This window comes from Bordetella tumulicola, assembly GCF_965138755.1.
GTDB classification, from domain to species: domain Bacteria; phylum Pseudomonadota; class Gammaproteobacteria; order Burkholderiales; family Burkholderiaceae_B; genus Bordetella_A; species Bordetella_A tumulicola.
Genome location: NZ_CBCSFP010000001.1, coordinates 287,401 through 303,791, shown reverse-complemented (window position 1 = coordinate 303,791; position 16,391 = coordinate 287,401). Strand labels below are relative to the sequence as shown.

The following is a 16,391-nucleotide window of genomic DNA, read 5'->3' as shown; positions in this document are numbered from 1 at the left end:
GGGAAATCTCACCATGTGTGGAATCATCGGGGTCATTGGGCGCGGGCCGGTCAACCAGCTGCTCTATGACGGTTTGCTGCTGCTGCAGCATCGTGGCCAGGACGCGGCCGGTATTGCGACGGCGTCACAGGGCAGCCACTTCAACATGTTCAAGGCGCATGGCCTGGTGCGTGACGTTTTCCGCACCCGCAACATGCGCTCGCTGCCGGGTACGACAGGTATCGGTCATGTTCGCTACCCGACCGCCGGCTCCAGCGTCAGCGAAGAAGAAGCGCAGCCTTTTTATGTCAATGCCCCGTATGGCATCACCTTTGCCCACAACGGCAACCTGACAAACTGGCGCGAACTGCGCGAGTCGCTGTATCGGGTGGATCGCCGTCATATCAATACCGACTCTGACTCGGAAGTCCTGCTTAATGTGCTGGCGCACGAACTGCAGGTGGCCGCCAAAGGCATGTCGCTCGATGACGATACGATCTTTCAGGCGGTTGTCGGCCTGCACAAGCGGGCACGCGGCGCCTATGCCGTCGTCTCGCAGATTTCCGGCTACGGCATGCTGGCGTTTCGCGACCCTTACGGGATCCGTCCGCTCTGTATTGGCCGCCAAGAAACAGAAGAGGGCGTTGAGTGGATGGTCGCCTCGGAATCCGTGGCGCTGGAAGGCAGTGGCTTTGCCTTTTTCCGCGACGTTGAGCCCGGCGAAGCCATCTTTGTCGACCTGGATGGCCGCATGGTCAGCCGCCAATGCGCCGACAACCCCGAACTCGTACCCTGCATATTCGAGTACGTGTATTTCGCGCGTCCCGATTCGATGATTAACGGCGTATCTGTCTACGACGCGCGTTTGCGCATGGGCGAATACCTGGCCGACAAAGTCGCACGTAATATGCGTCTGGGCGACATCGACGTCGTCATGCCCATTCCGGATTCGTCGCGGCCCGCCGCCATGCAACTGGCCGCCCGCCTGAATCTCGACTACCGCGAAGGCCTGATCAAAAACCGCTACGTGGGCCGCACTTTTATCATGCCCGGCCAAGCCGTACGCCGTAAATCTGTGCGCCAAAAGCTCAACGCCATCGGCAGCGAATTTAAAGGCAAAAACGTCTTGCTCGTCGACGACTCCATCGTACGTGGCACCACCAGCCGTGAGATCGTTGACATGGCACGCGCGGCGGGTGCCAACAAAGTCTACTTTGCCTCGGCCGCGCCACCGGTACGCTTTCCGAACGTCTACGGCATTGATATGCCGACGCAAAGCGAACTCATCGCCACGGGTCGTTCGGACGAGGAAATCGCCGCCACCATCGGTGCCGACGGTCTGATCTACCAAGACCTGGCCGACATGGAAAGATCCGTCTCCGACATCAACCCGGCCCTCAAGCGTTTCGAATCGTCGTGCTTCAACGGCGACTACGTCACCGGCGACATCACCCCGGAATACCTCGAGCGCCTGAGCCTGGCACGCAGCAACGCCGACGACGAAGAGTCCACGGGGGGGTTGCAGTTCAATATGGGCCACGGACTCAACGACTGACCATTCACGACTGATCTCAATCACGCCGCGCGACGATCCCGCCGGGCCTCAACAGGGCCCGGCCGCTATTTTCCTTGACCTTCCCGGACGACAATAATGCAAGCATCTCGCCAGCGTCTTTTGTGGCTGATCGCCTTTCTCAGCTTCGCTGCCCTCGGCGTGGCACTGGTATCGCAACACGTATTCAACATGCCGCCTTGCGCATGGTGCGTATTGCAACGCTTGATCTATCTGGTGATCGGCCTGATTGCGCTGATTGGCGCTAGTGCCAACGCGCTGGCTCGCCTTGGCGCCGCTTTGACCGGTATCCTCAGCCTGTGTGGCATCGCGGCGGCCTGGTACCAATACGACGTCGCGGCGCACATGTTCTCCTGCGACCTGACCTTCGCCGATCGTTTCATGAGCGCGTCCGGCCTGGACGGGAGTATTCCCTGGGTCTTCGGTATCTTCGCCAGTTGCATGGACGCCACCGTAGAGGTCCTGGGCATTGAGTACGCCTTATGGAGCCTGGCCCTGTTTGCGATTATCCTGATCACTAGCCTGATCGCCGCCGTCAAACGCTAACGACGGCGCGCTGGCCGCCCGTCAATCTGTCCGGTGTTGCAACGTATAGCTGGCCCGATCATCCTGTGCCAGCAGGCGTGTCAGCACGGGCATGGCGTCTTTTAGTGCGGCATGCAAGGTCCACGGCGGATTGACAATGAACATGCCGCTGCCGTGCAGCCCAAAGCCCTCCGCGACAGGACGCTTGACGGTCAGCGAGACGTGCAGCCAGTTTTTGACTTGCAGGTTTTCCAGGTGCCGAACCATTTCGGTCGCTTCGCGCCGCTGCACCAAGGGGTACCACACCGCGTATGTGCCGGTGGCAAAACGCTTGATGCCTTCTTTGACCGCGTTGACGGTGGATCGGTAATCCCGTTTGTCTTCGTACGAGGGATCTATCAGCACCAGCCCGCGTCGCGGTGGCGGCGGCAGCAGGGATTTCATCCCTTCGAAACCATCCGTCGCGAAAATCGTAGTCTGGCGTAGCGCGGTGCGATCGAGTTTTTCGAGATTGCCCACCAGCACCTCTGACTCGGTCGGATGCATCTCAAACAGGCGCAGACGATCACGATCGCGCAGTGCATCCAGCGTCAACCAGGGCGAACCGGGGTAGTAGCGCAGGTGACCGTTGGAGTTATAGCTTCGTACTTGTGCGACATAATCCGCCAATAGCGGCGGCAAATCCTTGCGGTCCCACAATCGGCCAATACCGTCGGCAAACTCGGCGTTTTTGTTGGCCCACTCGCCATCCAGCGCATACAGGCCCGCGCCCGCGTGCGTATCAATCACCCAATAGGGATTGTCTTTGCGGTTCAGGTAGTCCAGCGTATGAACCAGCAGGGCGTGCTTTAGCACATCGGCGTGATTGCCGGCATGGAAGGCGTGTCGATAACTAAACAAAATAAGATCCTGGTCTCAGGCAGAGGGGAGAATGGCGGCGAGCTCGTCCGTAAACAGCGCGTCCAGCCCCCACGATAGCAGCAGTTGTGCGCGCAGCGGGTCGTTGACGGTCCAGGCGGCGATTCGGTAGCCAGCCGCGCGTACGTCGGCAATGAGCGCGGGCGTCGCGTCGCGCTGATTGATATTAAGGGCCACGCACGCATATTTGGCCAGGCGTTCGCGCCAGTCGACGGGCACCTGTTCGACCAGCAGCGCCCGGGGCAGTTCGGGTGCGGCCGCCTGGGCTGCGGCCAGCGCGACTTCGGAAAAAGACGACAACAGCGGCGCAACGGCCGCGCCTTGCCAGTAGGCGCGCGCCGCCCGCGCGACGGCGGTGCCGGTCTCGGCTTCGCGGCCCGTACTGGGCTTGATCTCGACATTGCATGCGATGCCGTTGGCGATGGCATAGCGAGCCACCGCCTGAAAGCTGGCGACCGGCTCTCCGGCATAGGCCGGCGAATGCCAGCTGCCGGCATCCAGCAGCGCTAGTTCGCCATAGGGCAAGGCGCCTGCCGGGCCGTGCCCATTGGTGGTGCGATCGAGGGTGTCGTCATGCAACAAAAAGGCAATATCGTCGCGGCTGAGTTTGACGTCAAACTCCACCATGCGATAGCCGTGATCGGCGCCCACCCGCATAGCCGCCAGCGTATTTTCGGGGGCCAGGCGGCCACCGCCGCGGTGCGCAATGTGGGTGGGATATGGCCAGGGGTTGGACGTAGACATGGCAGCAGAATAGGCGAAAACAACGGAAAAAGGCCGAGCCCGCAAGGATACCCCCTTAGCCGCTTATTAAGCGTGGTTTCCACAAAATGAAATACCGTCGTTGATAGACCCGTCCCTATACTGGCTCCCAACAAACATAGGGAGGGAGTGTCATGCGCTCGGGCAATCAGTCCTATCGCCGTGCATGTGTAATCCGAATGGGCACGAGTCCAAGGGTCGTCACACGACAGCGGTACCTCGACAACAAGGGAGACAACGTTTGACCTGGGATCTGCTGTATTTAGCCCTGGTAGACGGCGTGGCGTATGCCAGCCTGCTATTTTTGGTCTCAATGGGATTGACGCTGGTATTTGGCGTCATGGGAATACTGAACGTCGCACACGGCGCGTTTTATGCGTATGGCGGCTATGCCGCGGCCAGCCTGGTCATGGTGCTGGCGCCCATGAGCGGGAGGTCGCTGTCCCCGACATCATCATGGGCTCGTGCTCATTATTTGCCCGCACGGATTGTTCGCTCGCGCGTCTGAAGGACATGCAACCCAATCTGTACATCGTGATCACGGAATCAAACGTAAAACTGCTGGGGGATATCCCCGATCAGATCTGGACGATTGAACGCGGCGCGATCACGTTGAACTGAATATCCCCCTTAACCCAATGGAGTAGAAGTATGGCGAATATGGTCATCAACGGACAAAGCGTTGCTGCACAAAACGGCGGAACACTGGATGTCATCTCGCCGGTAGATGGGAAGTCATTCACCACGCTGCCCCGCGGCCAGGCGGCCGATGTCGATTTGGCCGTCAAGGCGGCGCGTGCCGCACTGGATAGTGGCGCGTGGGGCAAGACCACGGCACTGGATCGCGGCCGTCTGCTGGTGCGTCTGGGCGAAAGCGTGCTGGAACACCACGAAGAACTATCGCTGCTGGAGTCGCGCGATACGGGCAAACCGCTGTCGACGGCGCGCGCGGACATCACTGCACTGGCGCGCTATTTTGAGTTTTATGGCGGCGCGGCCGACAAAGTGCACGGCCAAACCATTCCTTATCAAGAAGATTATTCCGTTCAGGTGATTCGCGAGCCGTTGGGTGTGACGGCGCACATCATTCCCTGGAATTATCCCGCCCAGATGTTCGGTCGCAGCGTGGCGCCCGCGTTGGCAATGGGCAACGCGGCTGTGGTCAAGCCCGCCGAAGATGCATGTTTGTCGATCGTGAGCACCGCCGAGTTGGCCCTCGAGGTGGGTTTTCCGCCGGGCGCCCTGAATGTCGTCACGGGGTTGGGCGAAGAGGCCGGTGCGGCCTTGTCCGGTCACTCCGATATCAACTTCGTGACCTTTACCGGCTCGAACGAGGTGGGCGTATTGGTGCAGCAGGCGGCCGCGCGCAACGCCGTCAAGTGCGTGCTGGAGCTGGGTGGAAAGTCCGCGCACATTGTCTTTGAGGATGCGAGTTTCAAGCGCGCGGTCCCGGCTATTGTGAAAGGCATCGTGCATAACGCCGGCCAGACCTGCACGGCGGGCAGTCGCCTGTTGGTGCAGAAATCCATTTACGAGGCATTCATGAAAGCCGTCGCCGAAGCGTTCGCCAAGACGCGTGTCGGGACCCCCGAGATGGATCTGACCTGCGGCCCCGTCGTCAATCGTTCGCAGTTCGATCGGGTCAACCGCTACATCGCGCGTGGCTTGGCCGACGGCCTGAAAATCGTGGCCGAGGGCACGATTGCCGATGGCGTGCCCGCCGATGGCTACTACGTCAAGCCCACGCTGTTTAGCGCCGCCGCGCATGAGAGCGATCTCTTTACGCAGGAAATCTTTGGCCCCGTCCTGGACCGAGAACGGCGGGCGTCAGCAACGCGTCGCGCGCGGCATCAAGGTCGGCCAGGCGTATATCAACGGCTTTGGTGCGGGCGGCGGTATTGAGTTGCCCTTCGGTGGCGTCAAAAAGAGCGGGCATGGCCGCGAAAAAGGCTTTGTTGCGCTCGAGGAAATGAGCACGACCAAAACCATCATTCAGTACTACGGCAAGTAAATCCCCTACGGAGACGGAGACAGACATGGGTCAATTGCAAGATAAGGTCGCCATTGTGACCGGGGCGGGCAGTGGCTTTGGTGAAGGGATTGCCAAGCTCTATGCCAAAGAGGGCGCGCAAGTCGTGATTGCCGATATCAACAAAAAGGCCGCCGATCGCGTGGCCGGCGAGATCGGCAGCGTCGCGCTGTCTTTGCAGGTAGATGTGTCAAGTCGCGCGGATATCGACGCGATGGTGAAAGACACCCTCGCGGCGTTCGGCGGATTGGATATCGTCGTGAATAACGCAGCCATCACGCACAAAAACCAACCTATGCTGGACGTGGACGAAGAAATGTTCGACCGCATGTTCGCCGTCAACGTGAAGTCCATTTATCACATGGCGCAAGCCGTGATTCCGCACATGCGGCAGCAAAAACGCGGCGTGATCCTCAATATCGGTTCGACTGCCGGGATCCGTCCGCGCCCGGGTCTGAGCTGGTATAACGCGTCCAAGGGCGCAGTCAACCTGCTTTCGAAATCCATGGCCGTTGAACTCGGGCCGGACAACATTCGCGTCAATGCGATTTGTCCGGTGATGGGGGTGACGGGGATGTTTGAGCTGTTCATGGGTATGCCGGACACGCCCGAAAATCGCGCGAAGTTTGTCTCGACGATTCCGTTGGGTCGTTTTTGCCAACCCTCGGACGTCGCGGCGGCCGCGCTTTATCTGGCCAGCGATGCGGCTGAGTTCATCACCGGGGTCGAGTTCCCGGTCGATGGTGGCCGCACCATCTGATACACAGGACGCTAGCATGAAAATTAAAGCTGCGGTGTTGCGCGACATGGGACTGGCTGCGCCTTATGCAGACAGTCGCCCCTTGCAAATTACCGACGTTGATCTGGATCCGCCGGGGTTTGGCGAAGTGTTGGTGCAAATCAAGGCCGCGGGGCTTTGCCATTCGGATCTGTCTGTCATCAATGGCGATCGGCCCCGCGTATTACCGATGGTGTTGGGCCACGAATCATCGGGCGAAGTGGTCGAGGTCGGGGCGGGCGTCACCGATCTGAAACCGGGCGACCATGTAGCGATGGTGTTTGTGCCGAGCTGCGGGTGCTGCCATCCGTGCCTGGAGGGTCGGCCCGCGCTGTGCGAGCCGGGGGCTGCCGCCAATACGCAGGGCACCTTGCTGGGTGGCGAGCGTCGTTTGCGTGTGGGTCAGGAATATCTGAATCACCATACCGGTGTGTCTTGTTTTGCAGAATACGCGGTGGTGTCTCGTCGTTCGTGCGTCAAGGTCAATATCGAGCTGTCGCACCGCGAGGCGGCGCTCTTTGGGTGCGCAGTGTTGACCGGAGCGGGCGCGGTATTGAATCGGGCGCGCGTCAAGGCCGGTGATGACGTGGCGATTGTCGGACTGGGCGGCGTGGGCTTGAGCGCCTTGCTCGCTGCGGTGGCGGCCGGGGCGCGCCGTGTGGTGGCCGTGGATTTGTCCGATGAAAAATTGGCGTTGGCGCGCGAACTGGGCGCCACGCATACGGTGAATCCCAAACAAGTCAAAAGCGATGACGATCTCTACGACTTGTCTGGTGGCCGGGTGCACTATGGGCTGGATATGGCCGGGGCCGTGCCGGCGTTTGAGACGGCCTACAAGCTGACGCGTCGTGGTGGCGCCACGATTACCTCGGGCTTGCCCAATCCGAAGCTGAGCTTTTCCTTGTCGCTGTCGCAGATGGTGGGCGAGGAGCGCGAGATCCGGGGCAGCTATTTGGGATCGGGTGTGCCTGCCATTGATATTGGCCGCTATATCGATCTGTACAAGGCGGGCCACCTGCCCGTGGACAAGATGATGGGCAAATCATTCACGCTGGATCAAATCAACGAAGGGTTCGACGAGCTTGCCACGGGGAGCAACTTGCGCGACGCGATTGTTTTTTAACGGCGGGAAATGTGTAGGCTGGGCCGCCGATCTGGGCAAAGCATCGAAGCCTAACTGTTTGGTGTCACCAAGAAAAGTGACAAGTATCTGTTCAAGGTGCTCAGCGATATCACGATTATCCCGGATTTTTTGGCTTGTAGGGGTTCGCTGGCAGGGCGGCCGGCGGCGGCTGCCGAATACAATCGGCTGACGAATGCGACCCGAACAACTTTGTGAGCATTAGTAGCAAATGCTCGGCATGGGGTTTCGCTGTGCCGTCTATCGGCGTTACTTTGATAACGATAGATGTCCGTGCTCAACGCTCAGGAGGCGCCAAATGATCAGTAAGAACACGATCTGTTTATGGTATGACCGCGATGCCCTGGATGCCGCAAATTTTTATGCCGACACGTTTCCAGACAGTGCGGTAGGCGAGATTTTTCACGCGCCGGGGGACTATCCCGACGGCCAGAAGGGGGATATTTTGACGGTGCGCTTCACCGTTGCCGGCATTCCATGCATCGGACTGAATGGCGGCCCGCATTTCAAACAGAGCGAGGCCTTTTCGTTTCAGATCGCGACAGAGGACCAAGCGGAGACGGATCGGTTGTGGAATGCGGTGGTGAATAACGGTGGTCAGGAAAGCGATTGCGGATGGTGTAAAGACCGGTGGGGTCTGTCGTGGCAGATCACTCCGCGGGTTCTTCTCGAAGCCATATCCGACCCCGACCCGACTGTTGCCAAGCGCGCTTTCGATGCAATGATGGCCATGCAAAAGATCGACGTGGCGACGATCGAGGCGGCACGGCGGGGTTAAGGGCCGATACGGCGTTGTAACCCGTCGTCTAGACCACGGCGGTGCTCAGGTGTTCGTAGAGAATCGTGGAGCCTATACCGATCAGCGCGAGCCCGCCTACGATCTCGGCTCGCTTGCCGGCGATGTTGCCCAAGAGACGCCCCAACAACACGCCGATCGTTACCATTAATGTGGTGGCCAGGCCGATCGCGATGGCGGTGACGATGATGTTGTTGTCGATGAAAGCCAGACTGACGCCAACGGCCATGGCGTCGATGCTTGTCGCAAAGCCGGTGGCGGCCAATAGCCAGAAAGAGTGCCGGTTCACGGGGGCTGTTTCCTGATCCTCTTGCTTGAACGCATTGCGGATCATCATCAGCCCCAGAATACAGAGCATGGTAAATGCGATCCAGTGGTCCCAGTCTTCGGCATATTTGGCCGCGACAGAGCCGAGCGCCCAGCCGATGAGAGGGGTGATGGCTTCGATGACACCAAAGATGACACCGGCTCGCAGCGCCTCGCCGAATCTGGGGTTTTTTAGGGTAGTGCCTTTGCTGACAGCGGCGGCGAAAGCGTCGGTGGACATCGCCAGAGCGAGGACAAGCGTGGAAAGCGCGTTCATTGTGACCTGTGATCAACCGGGCGAGGACAGCATAAATCCTTCACATGCCCAGCAAAATGTGAAAGATCCATGGTCTCGCCAAGCCATCAAGGCCGCTTGCGCCATGGCCAGCGTGGCCAAGAATGTTGACGCAAGCCTCTTTCAGACGATCCTGAAAGGCAGCTACTCCCCAGAGAGCGGGCGTATTTTATCACGATGGCCCCTCGACAACCGTGATGCGGCCGGGATGCTTCTTGTTCCCCATATTTCGCCCGCTAGGGCCATCGTGTGCTAGCCGGCCTTCGCGGTTAGCGGCCGCGACTGCGGCGCGCGGGCCGGTACTTGCCGAATATCAGGGTGACAATGGTAAACTCCGGCGGCTAACCTAGTACGGTTTTCGCAGTGGCAATGGGCGACAAGGGCGAATCGGTTCGCCCTTTTTATCGCCAGCTATCTCCGGGCAAAACATGTGCTTTGGGGCCACGCCATTCACTGAAGGATTCCATGTTCGAACTAATACGCAGTCACCGTCGCTGGATGCAGTTTATTCTGCTGGTACTGATCGTGCCGTCGTTTTTCCTGGTCGGCATCCAGGGATATGACAGTTTCGTCAGTAGTGAGCCAGAGTTGGCCACCGTAGCCGGGCAACCCATTACGCGTGGCGAATTTGATAATGCGTACCGTAATCAGCTCGAGGAGTTCCGCCAGCAGCTCGGCACGCGCTATGACCCGGCGCTGGTCGACACTCCGGCGATGCGTGAGCAGTTGTTGAACCAATTGATCGACCAGCGCCTGCTGGCTCGGGTCGCCGCCGATAATCGTTTTTCGGTGTCGGACGAGACGCTGCGCAATACGATCGCCTCGATTCCCCAGGTTCAGGACAACGGCCGTTTTTCACCCGAGCGTTATCGCCAGGTATTGGCCGCGCAGGGAATGACGCCCACCATGTTCGAGGCCGGCTTGCGTCGCGATCTGGCGATTGGACGCGTCCTGCAGCCCGTGACCGAGTCGGCTCGGGTGCCGAGCACGGTGGCGACCGCCATCGAAACGGCCCTGACACAAGAGCGTACGGTGCAATTACGTCGCTTTGATGCGGCCAACTACCGTTCGCAAGTATCGATATCACCGGAGGACATCAAAGCCTGGTACGACGCCAATCAGCAGCAACTGACGGTGCCGGAGCAGGTCAGTGCCCAATATCTCTTGCTGGACGAGGCCGCTGCCTCGAAAGATATCCAGGTGAAAGACGAGGACATCACCAGCTACTACGAGCAAAACCAGAGCCGCTTCGGCCAAACTGAACGCCGCCGTGCCAGCCACATCATGATCCAGGTGCCTGCAGGCGCGTCGGATGCGGACCGCCAGGCCGCCCGTGCCAAGGCCGAATCGCTGGCGCAGCAGGCAGCGGCCAATCCGGCGGGGTTCGCCGAGCTGGCCAAGGCCAATTCGCAAGATGCCGGCTCCGCCCAAAAGGGCGGAGATCTGGGCTGGCTGGCGCAGGGCATGCTGACCGGTGAATTGGAAAAAACGATCCTTTCCCTGAAGAAGGACCAGGTGTCCGGTGTTGTCGAAAGCCCCTCGGGCCTGCACATCATCAAGGTCACGGATATTCAGCCGCCGGCCGTCAAGCCGCTTGCCGAGGTGCGTGACCAGATCGTGACCGAGATTCGCAAGCAGATTGCCGCGACGCGATTTGCCGAAATGGCCACCAAGCTGACCGAGATCGTCTATGAGCAACGCGACAGCCTGCAGCCCGCGGCCGATGCCCTGGGCCTGAAGATCCGCAGCGCCAGCGGTATTACGCGTCAGGGCTTGTTGCCGGCCGATCAGGCCATCGGCGCCGACCCGGCATCCAAGAGCAGCGACGCCGAGGCGCTGGACAATCCGCGCGTGCGTCAGGCGCTGTTCTCGTCCGAAGGCTTGCGTGACAAGTTGAATTCCGGTGTGATCGAACTGGCATCTGACAAGCTGCTGGTCGTGCGCGTGGCAGAGGTCAAGCCTCAGCACGTATCTCCGCTGGACAAGGTTACCGACTCGATCCGCGATCGCCTGACCAACGAACGGGCCGCCGAGGCGGCCCGCAAGGCTGGCGACGAGGCCCTCAAGACGTGGTCCGCGGACGCCGCCAGCCTGCCCGAAGGATTCGGCGCCAGCACGGTGGTGTCTCGCAGCCAACCGCAGGACTTGCCTCAGCCAGTATTGCAGGCTGTGATGCGTCAGCCGGCGCAACCCCTGCCGTCGTATATCGGCGTGGCCGATGGCGACGACTATGTGGTCGCGCGCCTGGACAAAATCGAGAGCGGCAAGGTCGATGCTTCGGGTGTCGAGCTCCTGTCACGTCAACTGGGGGCCGCCTGGGGTGGCGCCGAAAACGCCGCCATCATGAAAACCCTTCGGACTCAGTACGAGGTCAAGGTTCTGCCCGAGGCCGCCACCGTCATCCAGGGGGCCGATAACCCCGACGCGCCGGTCGGCTAAGGCTTTTTCGCGGTCGAGGCGTTTTCCAGTATGGGCCGCAATGCGGCCCATACGTTATTGAGCAGGGCGGGTTGCGCCTGTTCGTTGGGGTGAATGCCGTCGGCCTGAAACTGATCACGGTCCGCGGCGATGCCATCCATGAAAAAAGGCACCAATTGCGCGTTTTCGGACTTTGCCACCGCAGGAAACACGGCGGCAAAGCGCTGGGTGTAGTCTCGCCCGTAGTTTGGCGGGATTTGCATGCCCACCACCAGCACCTGGGCGCCGGCCTGTTGCGCACGTTGCGTCATACCGCGCAGGTTCTTTTCCGTCATTTGCAGGGACAATCCGCGCAGGGCATCATTCGAGCCCAGCTCGATCACCACGATGTCGGGGTGGTGGCGTTCCAGCAGCGCAGGCAGGCGCGCCATGCCGCCACTGGTGGTGTCGCCGCTAATACTGGCATTGGCCACCTGAAAGTTAGGGTATTGTTCGGACAGCCGCTTGGCGAGCAAGTCGACCCAGCCAGATCCGCGCTTCAGTCCATATTCGGCAGACAAACTGTCACCGACGACCAGTAAGGTCTGGTCAGCGGCATCGGGCTCGGGGGCAGGGGATTGCGCGTGAGCGGCGGACAAGGCCAGACCGGCAGCAGTGCTAAAGGCCAGTGTGACGGTAACAAACAAGCGGGAGAACAAGCGCATGGATAGTAGGGTCTCGATCGAAGTGTCAGGGTTGGGCAAGCAGGTTTCCGACGCAGGGGGCACGCTGTCGATCCTGGAAAATATCGATTTTACGGTGGACGCCGGTAGCGCTCTGGCGATCACCGGCAGCTCCGGTTCCGGTAAATCTACGCTATTGGGACTGATGGCGGGGCTGGATGTTCCCTCCACCGGTACCGTGCGCTTGGCGGGACAGGACTTGTTTTCCCTGGACGAAGATGGCCGCGCACAGTTGCGCGCCCGTCACGTGGGCTTTGTTTTCCAGTCGTTTCAGCTATTGCCCAACCTGACAGCGCTGGAAAACGTCATGTTGCCCCTCGAGTTGGCCGGTGAGCCTGCTCGTGACGTCGCCGAGAGCATGCTGCGGCGTGTCGGCCTCGGCGAGCGACTGCATCACTATCCGCGCACGCTCTCGGGTGGCGAACAGCAGCGCGTTTCGCTGGCGCGGGCGTTTGTCGTGCAGCCCGATCTGCTCTTTGCCGATGAGCCCACCGGTAGCCTGGATGCGGCGACTGGCGAGACCGTGATTGATCTTATGTTTGATCTGCTTCGCGAGCACGGCACGACGCTGGTGCTGGTGACACATGACGCGGAGCTGGCCGCGCGCTGTGGCCAGCAGTTGGTGCTGTCAGCGGGGCGTATGGCCTGATCCCCTGGCACTTATCGGCTGCTCGGCACCAGCGTGATCGCGCCTGCTACGCGCGCGCCTGAAACGCCGGGGTGGACCGCTGACTGCGTCTCCATTCCATCAAGCCGATCACGATCCCGCTGCCGCAGATTATGGCGATTCCGAGCCAAGTCAACGCATCGGGAAAATGTCCCCAGAACATCCAGCCGATGGCGGTCGCGCTGACGATTTGCAGGTAGACGAACGGCGCTAGCGTGGAGGCCGGGGCATTGCGATAGGCCCCGATCTGCAGCAAATGTCCCAGCGCACCCGAGACACCCGTGGAAATCAGGACGATCCAGTTGCCGATGCTGAGTTCACGCATGATCGGCAGCGCCGTTGGTAGAATGAACGGCAATGCCAGGGTCAGGCAGATCGTACCGACGGCGCCACTCCAGATGAGCGAGGTATACGGGTCGTCGCCGGCGACGCGACGGGTCGCAATAAATTGGGCGGCAAAGAGGCAGGCCGTGATCAGGCCGAACATGATCCCTAACGGGTGCAGGCCTGCACCAGGGCGAATGATGATCAGGACGCCGATAAAGGCGAAGGCAGTCGCTACCCAACGCGATAGACGTGGCGGTTCTTTGAGTACCCAAGGCGCCAACGCCAGGACGATGAGCGGAGCCAGGAAGTTGATCGCCGTCGCCTCTGCCTGCGGCATGTAGCTCAGCGTCGTAAAAAAGCTCATCGTGGCGAATAACATCGCCCCGCCGCGGATGAGTTGTTCGCGAGGGCGTACGCTGCGCAACACACTCAAGCCCCGCTTGGGCAACAAGAGGCCCAAGACAAGCACCAGATGCACGCAATAGCGCACCCAGCACAGAAACCACAGCGGCACGCCCGCCGCCATCACCCATTTGCCGCTGGCATCCAGACAAGACAGAATCCATGCCGACAAAATCAGCAGCACAATGCCGACCAAGGGCTTGGTTGCGGGAATTTGCGGCGTGGGCCGTGGTGACGAGGGTGCCGGTCTGGAGCCGGTGGCAGGCCGGTGCATCAAGATCTCCTTGGTTCGCGGGCGCAGGGCAAAAGCACCAGCCGGCCCAGGGCCGGCTGATTGACGTCGCACATGATACGCTCATCCCCGAACAGGAACGCGCATGATCGATCTACGGAATATCGAAACTTTCTTTTGGGTATCGACGCTGGGCAGCTTTCGTGCGGCCGCGGAAAAACTCAACACCACGCAACCGGCGATCTCGCAGCGCATCGCCTCGCTGGAGCGCGACCTGGACGTGCGCCTGTTCGAGCGGGATGCGCGGGGGGTGACCCTGACGGCCAAGGGCCACGAGCTCTTGTCGCATGCCGAGCGCATGCTGCAACTGCGCCGCGACATGCTCCAGGCAGCGCGCGCGGAAAACGTGATGCGCGGGCCGTTCCGCCTGGGCGTGGCCGAAACGATCGTGCAGACCTGGTTGCCGGTGCTCATCGAGTATCTGCACGCGGCCTATCCCGCGCTGGTGCTGCAGATCGAGGTGGAAACGAGCCAGGTGATGCGCAGCCACCTCACGTCGCGTCAGATTGATCTGGCTTTTTTGATGGGCCCCGTGCTCGAACCTCGTTTTGAAAACCTGCCGCTGTGCGCCTATCCGCTGGCTTGGGTCGCCAGCCCTCGGCTGGCATTGGGGCCGCAGCCCCTGACGCTAGAGCGTCTGGGCAAGCTGCCGGTGATTACCTATCCTTCCAGCAGCCGTCCCTATCAAATGGTGCGCGACATGCTGACACGCGCGGGCGTGCAAGAGCCGCGCATGTATGGCAGCGCCTCATTGTCCATGGTCGTGCGTATGACGCAGGATTGCATCGGCACGGCCGTCATCGCGCCCGTGTTCCTGGATAAAGAACTTGCCAGCGGCGAATTGCGTCTGCTCGACGTGCAACAGACGGATTCACTGCCCGACCTCGCCTTTACCGCGACCTGGGTGCAGGGGCCCGACAGCCACATTGCCCGCACCATTGCCATGTTGGCCCAGCAGGCGGCACGCGGGCAGTTACAGAAAAAATAGAGCAGGGCCGCGCCTAGGGCTTTCCCTATAGCAGGCACTCAAAAGCCCGCGGACAGACGTGCATTGCGGCGCGCCCTCATCGCCTGTAAACCCACGTCCTTGTTGGGGTTTCGTCATTTTTACTACCTAGAGAAATAAAGATATAAATAATATTTATACCTCGGCATCGCAACATACGATTGGACAGCAAATACCACCGACCGGTGCAATGGTCGCCTGGCAAGGTTGCATACAGACTGTCTGTGGCAATCGTTTTGCCGATGGCAGCGCGTCATGCGGTAACGGGGCCAGACGCGTATCGAATCCCGCGTGCAAGGAGAAAGTTCTCATGAAGAAGCCATTGATCACTGTCGCTATCGCTGCGTCACTGCTGGCGACTGCTGCACTGGCTCAAGATTTGCCCAAGACCCATTTAAAAGTGGTCGGCGGCTTGAGCAACCTGACGGCGTATAACGATTACGAAAAACCGTTCTGGACCAAAACCATCCCTGAACTCTCCAAGGGCCAGGTCACGGCGGATATCAAGGGCTTTAACGAAATGGGCCTCAAAGGCCCCGAGCTGCTGCGTTTGATGTCGCAAGGCGTCATCGAGTTCGGCACCGCCACCCTCGCTTACTTTGCCAGCGACAACCCCATCAACGAAGCCATCGATCTAGCGGGTCTGGCGCCTGACGTCAAGACCGCGCGCGCCGTGACTAATGCCTTTGAGCCGGTATATGCCAAGCTCTACGGCGAGGGCGCCAACGTCAAGCTGCTGGGTATCTCGACCTATCCCGCCCAAGTCTTGTTCTGCAACGCCGACATCAAGAGCCTGGCGGACGTCAAGGGCAAGAAAGTTCGCACGAGCAGCCGCACCACGGCAGAATTCGTGCAGGCCCTCGGTGGCTCCAGCGTAACCATGGCGTTTGGCGAAGTCGTGCCGGCCCTGCAAAACAAGGTCGTGGACTGCGCGATCACCGGTTCGCTGTCGGGTTATTCGGCCAAATGGTACGAGGTGTCTACCCACCTGTATGCCTTGCCGATCAACTGGAACCAACAGATTCACGCCGTGAACCAAAAGGCCTGGGACAAGCTGGATCCCAAGGTGCAAACGTTCCTGCAAACCAACATCGACAAGCTAGTCGACGATATCTGGGACGCCGCCGCCCGTCAGACGCAAGAAGGCTATGACTGCAACACCGGCGCCGCCGCATGCCCGTATCCCGTCAAAGGCAAGATGGTACTGGTTGAGCCCACCGCAGCCGATCGCGAATTGCTCAAGAAGGTCTTGAATGATGCCGTGCTGCCGAAGTGGGCGGAACGTTGTTCGGCACAATGCGTGCAGGATTTCAACGCGACCATCGGCAAAGAACTCGGTCTGGTCGCCAAAAAGTAAGCCGCACTCTCGTCATCGCATTTTTCCAGCATTAACCGCCCGTACCGCACGCCTGGAGTGACTCCAGGCGCACCGCGGTGCGCGGCTATGGGGGCAGT

General features: G+C 60.3%; 14 protein-coding genes, 2 pseudogenes and 1 riboswitch. Of the genes and pseudogenes, 11 read left to right on the top strand and 5 right to left on the bottom strand.

Annotated features, from left to right (window positions below):
• Positions 1–13 precede the first annotated feature (13 nt).
• Positions 14–1,534 (top strand): amidophosphoribosyltransferase, encoded by a 1,521-nt coding sequence (gene purF / locus ACNAZS_RS01460; RefSeq protein WP_415785428.1) that lies wholly within the window; start codon positions 14–16, stop codon positions 1,532–1,534.
• A gap of 96 nt (positions 1,535–1,630) precedes the next feature.
• Entirely contained in the window at positions 1,631–2,098 is a 468-nt protein-coding gene (locus ACNAZS_RS01455; RefSeq protein ID WP_415785426.1) for a disulfide bond formation protein B, read from the top strand.
• A gap of 21 nt (positions 2,099–2,119) precedes the next feature.
• On the opposite strand, the gene ACNAZS_RS01450 is transcribed toward ACNAZS_RS01455, so the two are convergent.
• Both ACNAZS_RS01450 and ugpQ read right to left on the bottom strand, forming a co-directional pair.
• Positions 2,120–2,977: a 23S rRNA (adenine(2030)-N(6))-methyltransferase RlmJ gene (locus ACNAZS_RS01450; RefSeq protein ID WP_415785424.1), complete on the bottom strand. Its 858-nt coding sequence runs from the start codon at positions 2,975–2,977 to the stop codon at positions 2,120–2,122.
• A gap of 15 nt (positions 2,978–2,992) precedes the next feature.
• Positions 2,993–3,739, bottom strand: a complete 747-nt coding sequence (gene ugpQ, locus ACNAZS_RS01445; RefSeq protein ID WP_415785422.1) for a glycerophosphodiester phosphodiesterase — start codon at positions 3,737–3,739, stop codon at positions 2,993–2,995.
• Positions 3,740–3,998: 259 nt separating this feature from the next.
• On the opposite strand from ugpQ, the pseudogene ACNAZS_RS01440 reads away from it, so the two are divergent.
• From ACNAZS_RS01440 to ACNAZS_RS01420, 5 genes and pseudogenes are all read left to right on the top strand, one after another.
• Positions 3,999–4,181 (top strand): annotated as a pseudogene (locus ACNAZS_RS01440) (ABC transporter permease subunit); the annotation flags it as partial.
• A 227-nt stretch (positions 4,182–4,408) separates the two neighbouring features.
• Positions 4,409–5,768: pseudogene (locus tag ACNAZS_RS01435) on the top strand (aldehyde dehydrogenase family protein).
• A gap of 25 nt (positions 5,769–5,793) precedes the next feature.
• Positions 5,794–6,546 (top strand): SDR family oxidoreductase, encoded by a 753-nt coding sequence (locus tag ACNAZS_RS01430; protein WP_415785420.1) that lies wholly within the window; start codon positions 5,794–5,796, stop codon positions 6,544–6,546.
• 16 nt (positions 6,547–6,562) lie between these two features.
• Entirely contained in the window at positions 6,563–7,687 is a 1,125-nt protein-coding gene (locus tag ACNAZS_RS01425) for a zinc-dependent alcohol dehydrogenase family protein (RefSeq protein ID WP_415785418.1), read from the top strand.
• Between the two features lie 316 nt (positions 7,688–8,003).
• A complete protein-coding gene (locus ACNAZS_RS01420) occupies positions 8,004–8,483 on the top strand; it encodes a VOC family protein (RefSeq protein WP_415785416.1) in 480 nt (159 codons plus the stop codon).
• Between the two features lie 28 nt (positions 8,484–8,511).
• On the opposite strand, the gene mntP is transcribed toward ACNAZS_RS01420, so the two are convergent.
• On the bottom strand, positions 8,512–9,084 hold the full coding sequence (gene mntP, locus ACNAZS_RS01415; protein ID WP_415785414.1) for a manganese efflux pump MntP: 573 nt from the start codon (positions 9,082–9,084) through the stop codon (positions 8,512–8,514).
• Between the two features lie 3 nt (positions 9,085–9,087).
• Positions 9,088–9,267, bottom strand: a riboswitch (yybP-ykoY riboswitch).
• A 300-nt stretch (positions 9,268–9,567) separates the two neighbouring features.
• On the opposite strand from mntP, the gene ACNAZS_RS01410 reads away from it, so the two are divergent.
• Positions 9,568–11,541: a SurA N-terminal domain-containing protein gene (locus tag ACNAZS_RS01410; protein WP_415785412.1), complete on the top strand. Its 1,974-nt coding sequence runs from the start codon at positions 9,568–9,570 to the stop codon at positions 11,539–11,541.
• Here the strand turns inward: ACNAZS_RS01410 and ACNAZS_RS01405 are convergent.
• A complete protein-coding gene (locus tag ACNAZS_RS01405) occupies positions 11,538–12,224 on the bottom strand; it encodes an arylesterase (RefSeq protein WP_415785410.1) in 687 nt (228 codons plus the stop codon). The two genes, ACNAZS_RS01410 and ACNAZS_RS01405, sit on opposite strands and share 4 nt — an antisense overlap.
• On the opposite strand from ACNAZS_RS01405, the gene ACNAZS_RS01400 reads away from it, so the two are divergent.
• The gene (locus ACNAZS_RS01400; protein WP_415785408.1) at positions 12,223–12,891 is read left to right on the top strand and encodes an ABC transporter ATP-binding protein; all 669 of its coding nucleotides are present in this window, start codon (positions 12,223–12,225) and stop codon (positions 12,889–12,891) included. The genes ACNAZS_RS01405 and ACNAZS_RS01400 overlap by 2 nt on opposite strands.
• Before the next feature lie 46 nt (positions 12,892–12,937).
• On the opposite strand, the gene ACNAZS_RS01395 is transcribed toward ACNAZS_RS01400, so the two are convergent.
• The gene (locus tag ACNAZS_RS01395; RefSeq protein WP_415785406.1) at positions 12,938–13,912 is read right to left on the bottom strand and encodes a DMT family transporter; all 975 of its coding nucleotides are present in this window, start codon (positions 13,910–13,912) and stop codon (positions 12,938–12,940) included.
• 103 nt (positions 13,913–14,015) lie between these two features.
• Between ACNAZS_RS01395 and ACNAZS_RS01390 the strand changes: the two genes are divergently transcribed.
• Together ACNAZS_RS01390 and ACNAZS_RS01385 are read left to right on the top strand one after the other, a co-directional pair.
• Entirely contained in the window at positions 14,016–14,918 is a 903-nt protein-coding gene (locus ACNAZS_RS01390) for a LysR family transcriptional regulator (RefSeq protein WP_415785404.1), read from the top strand.
• Positions 14,919–15,246: 328 nt separating this feature from the next.
• Positions 15,247–16,293 carry a TRAP transporter substrate-binding protein gene (locus ACNAZS_RS01385; protein WP_415785402.1) on the top strand — a complete coding sequence of 349 codons (1,047 nt, stop codon included), beginning with the start codon at positions 15,247–15,249 and terminating at the stop codon, positions 16,291–16,293.
• Positions 16,294–16,391 lie beyond the last annotated feature (98 nt).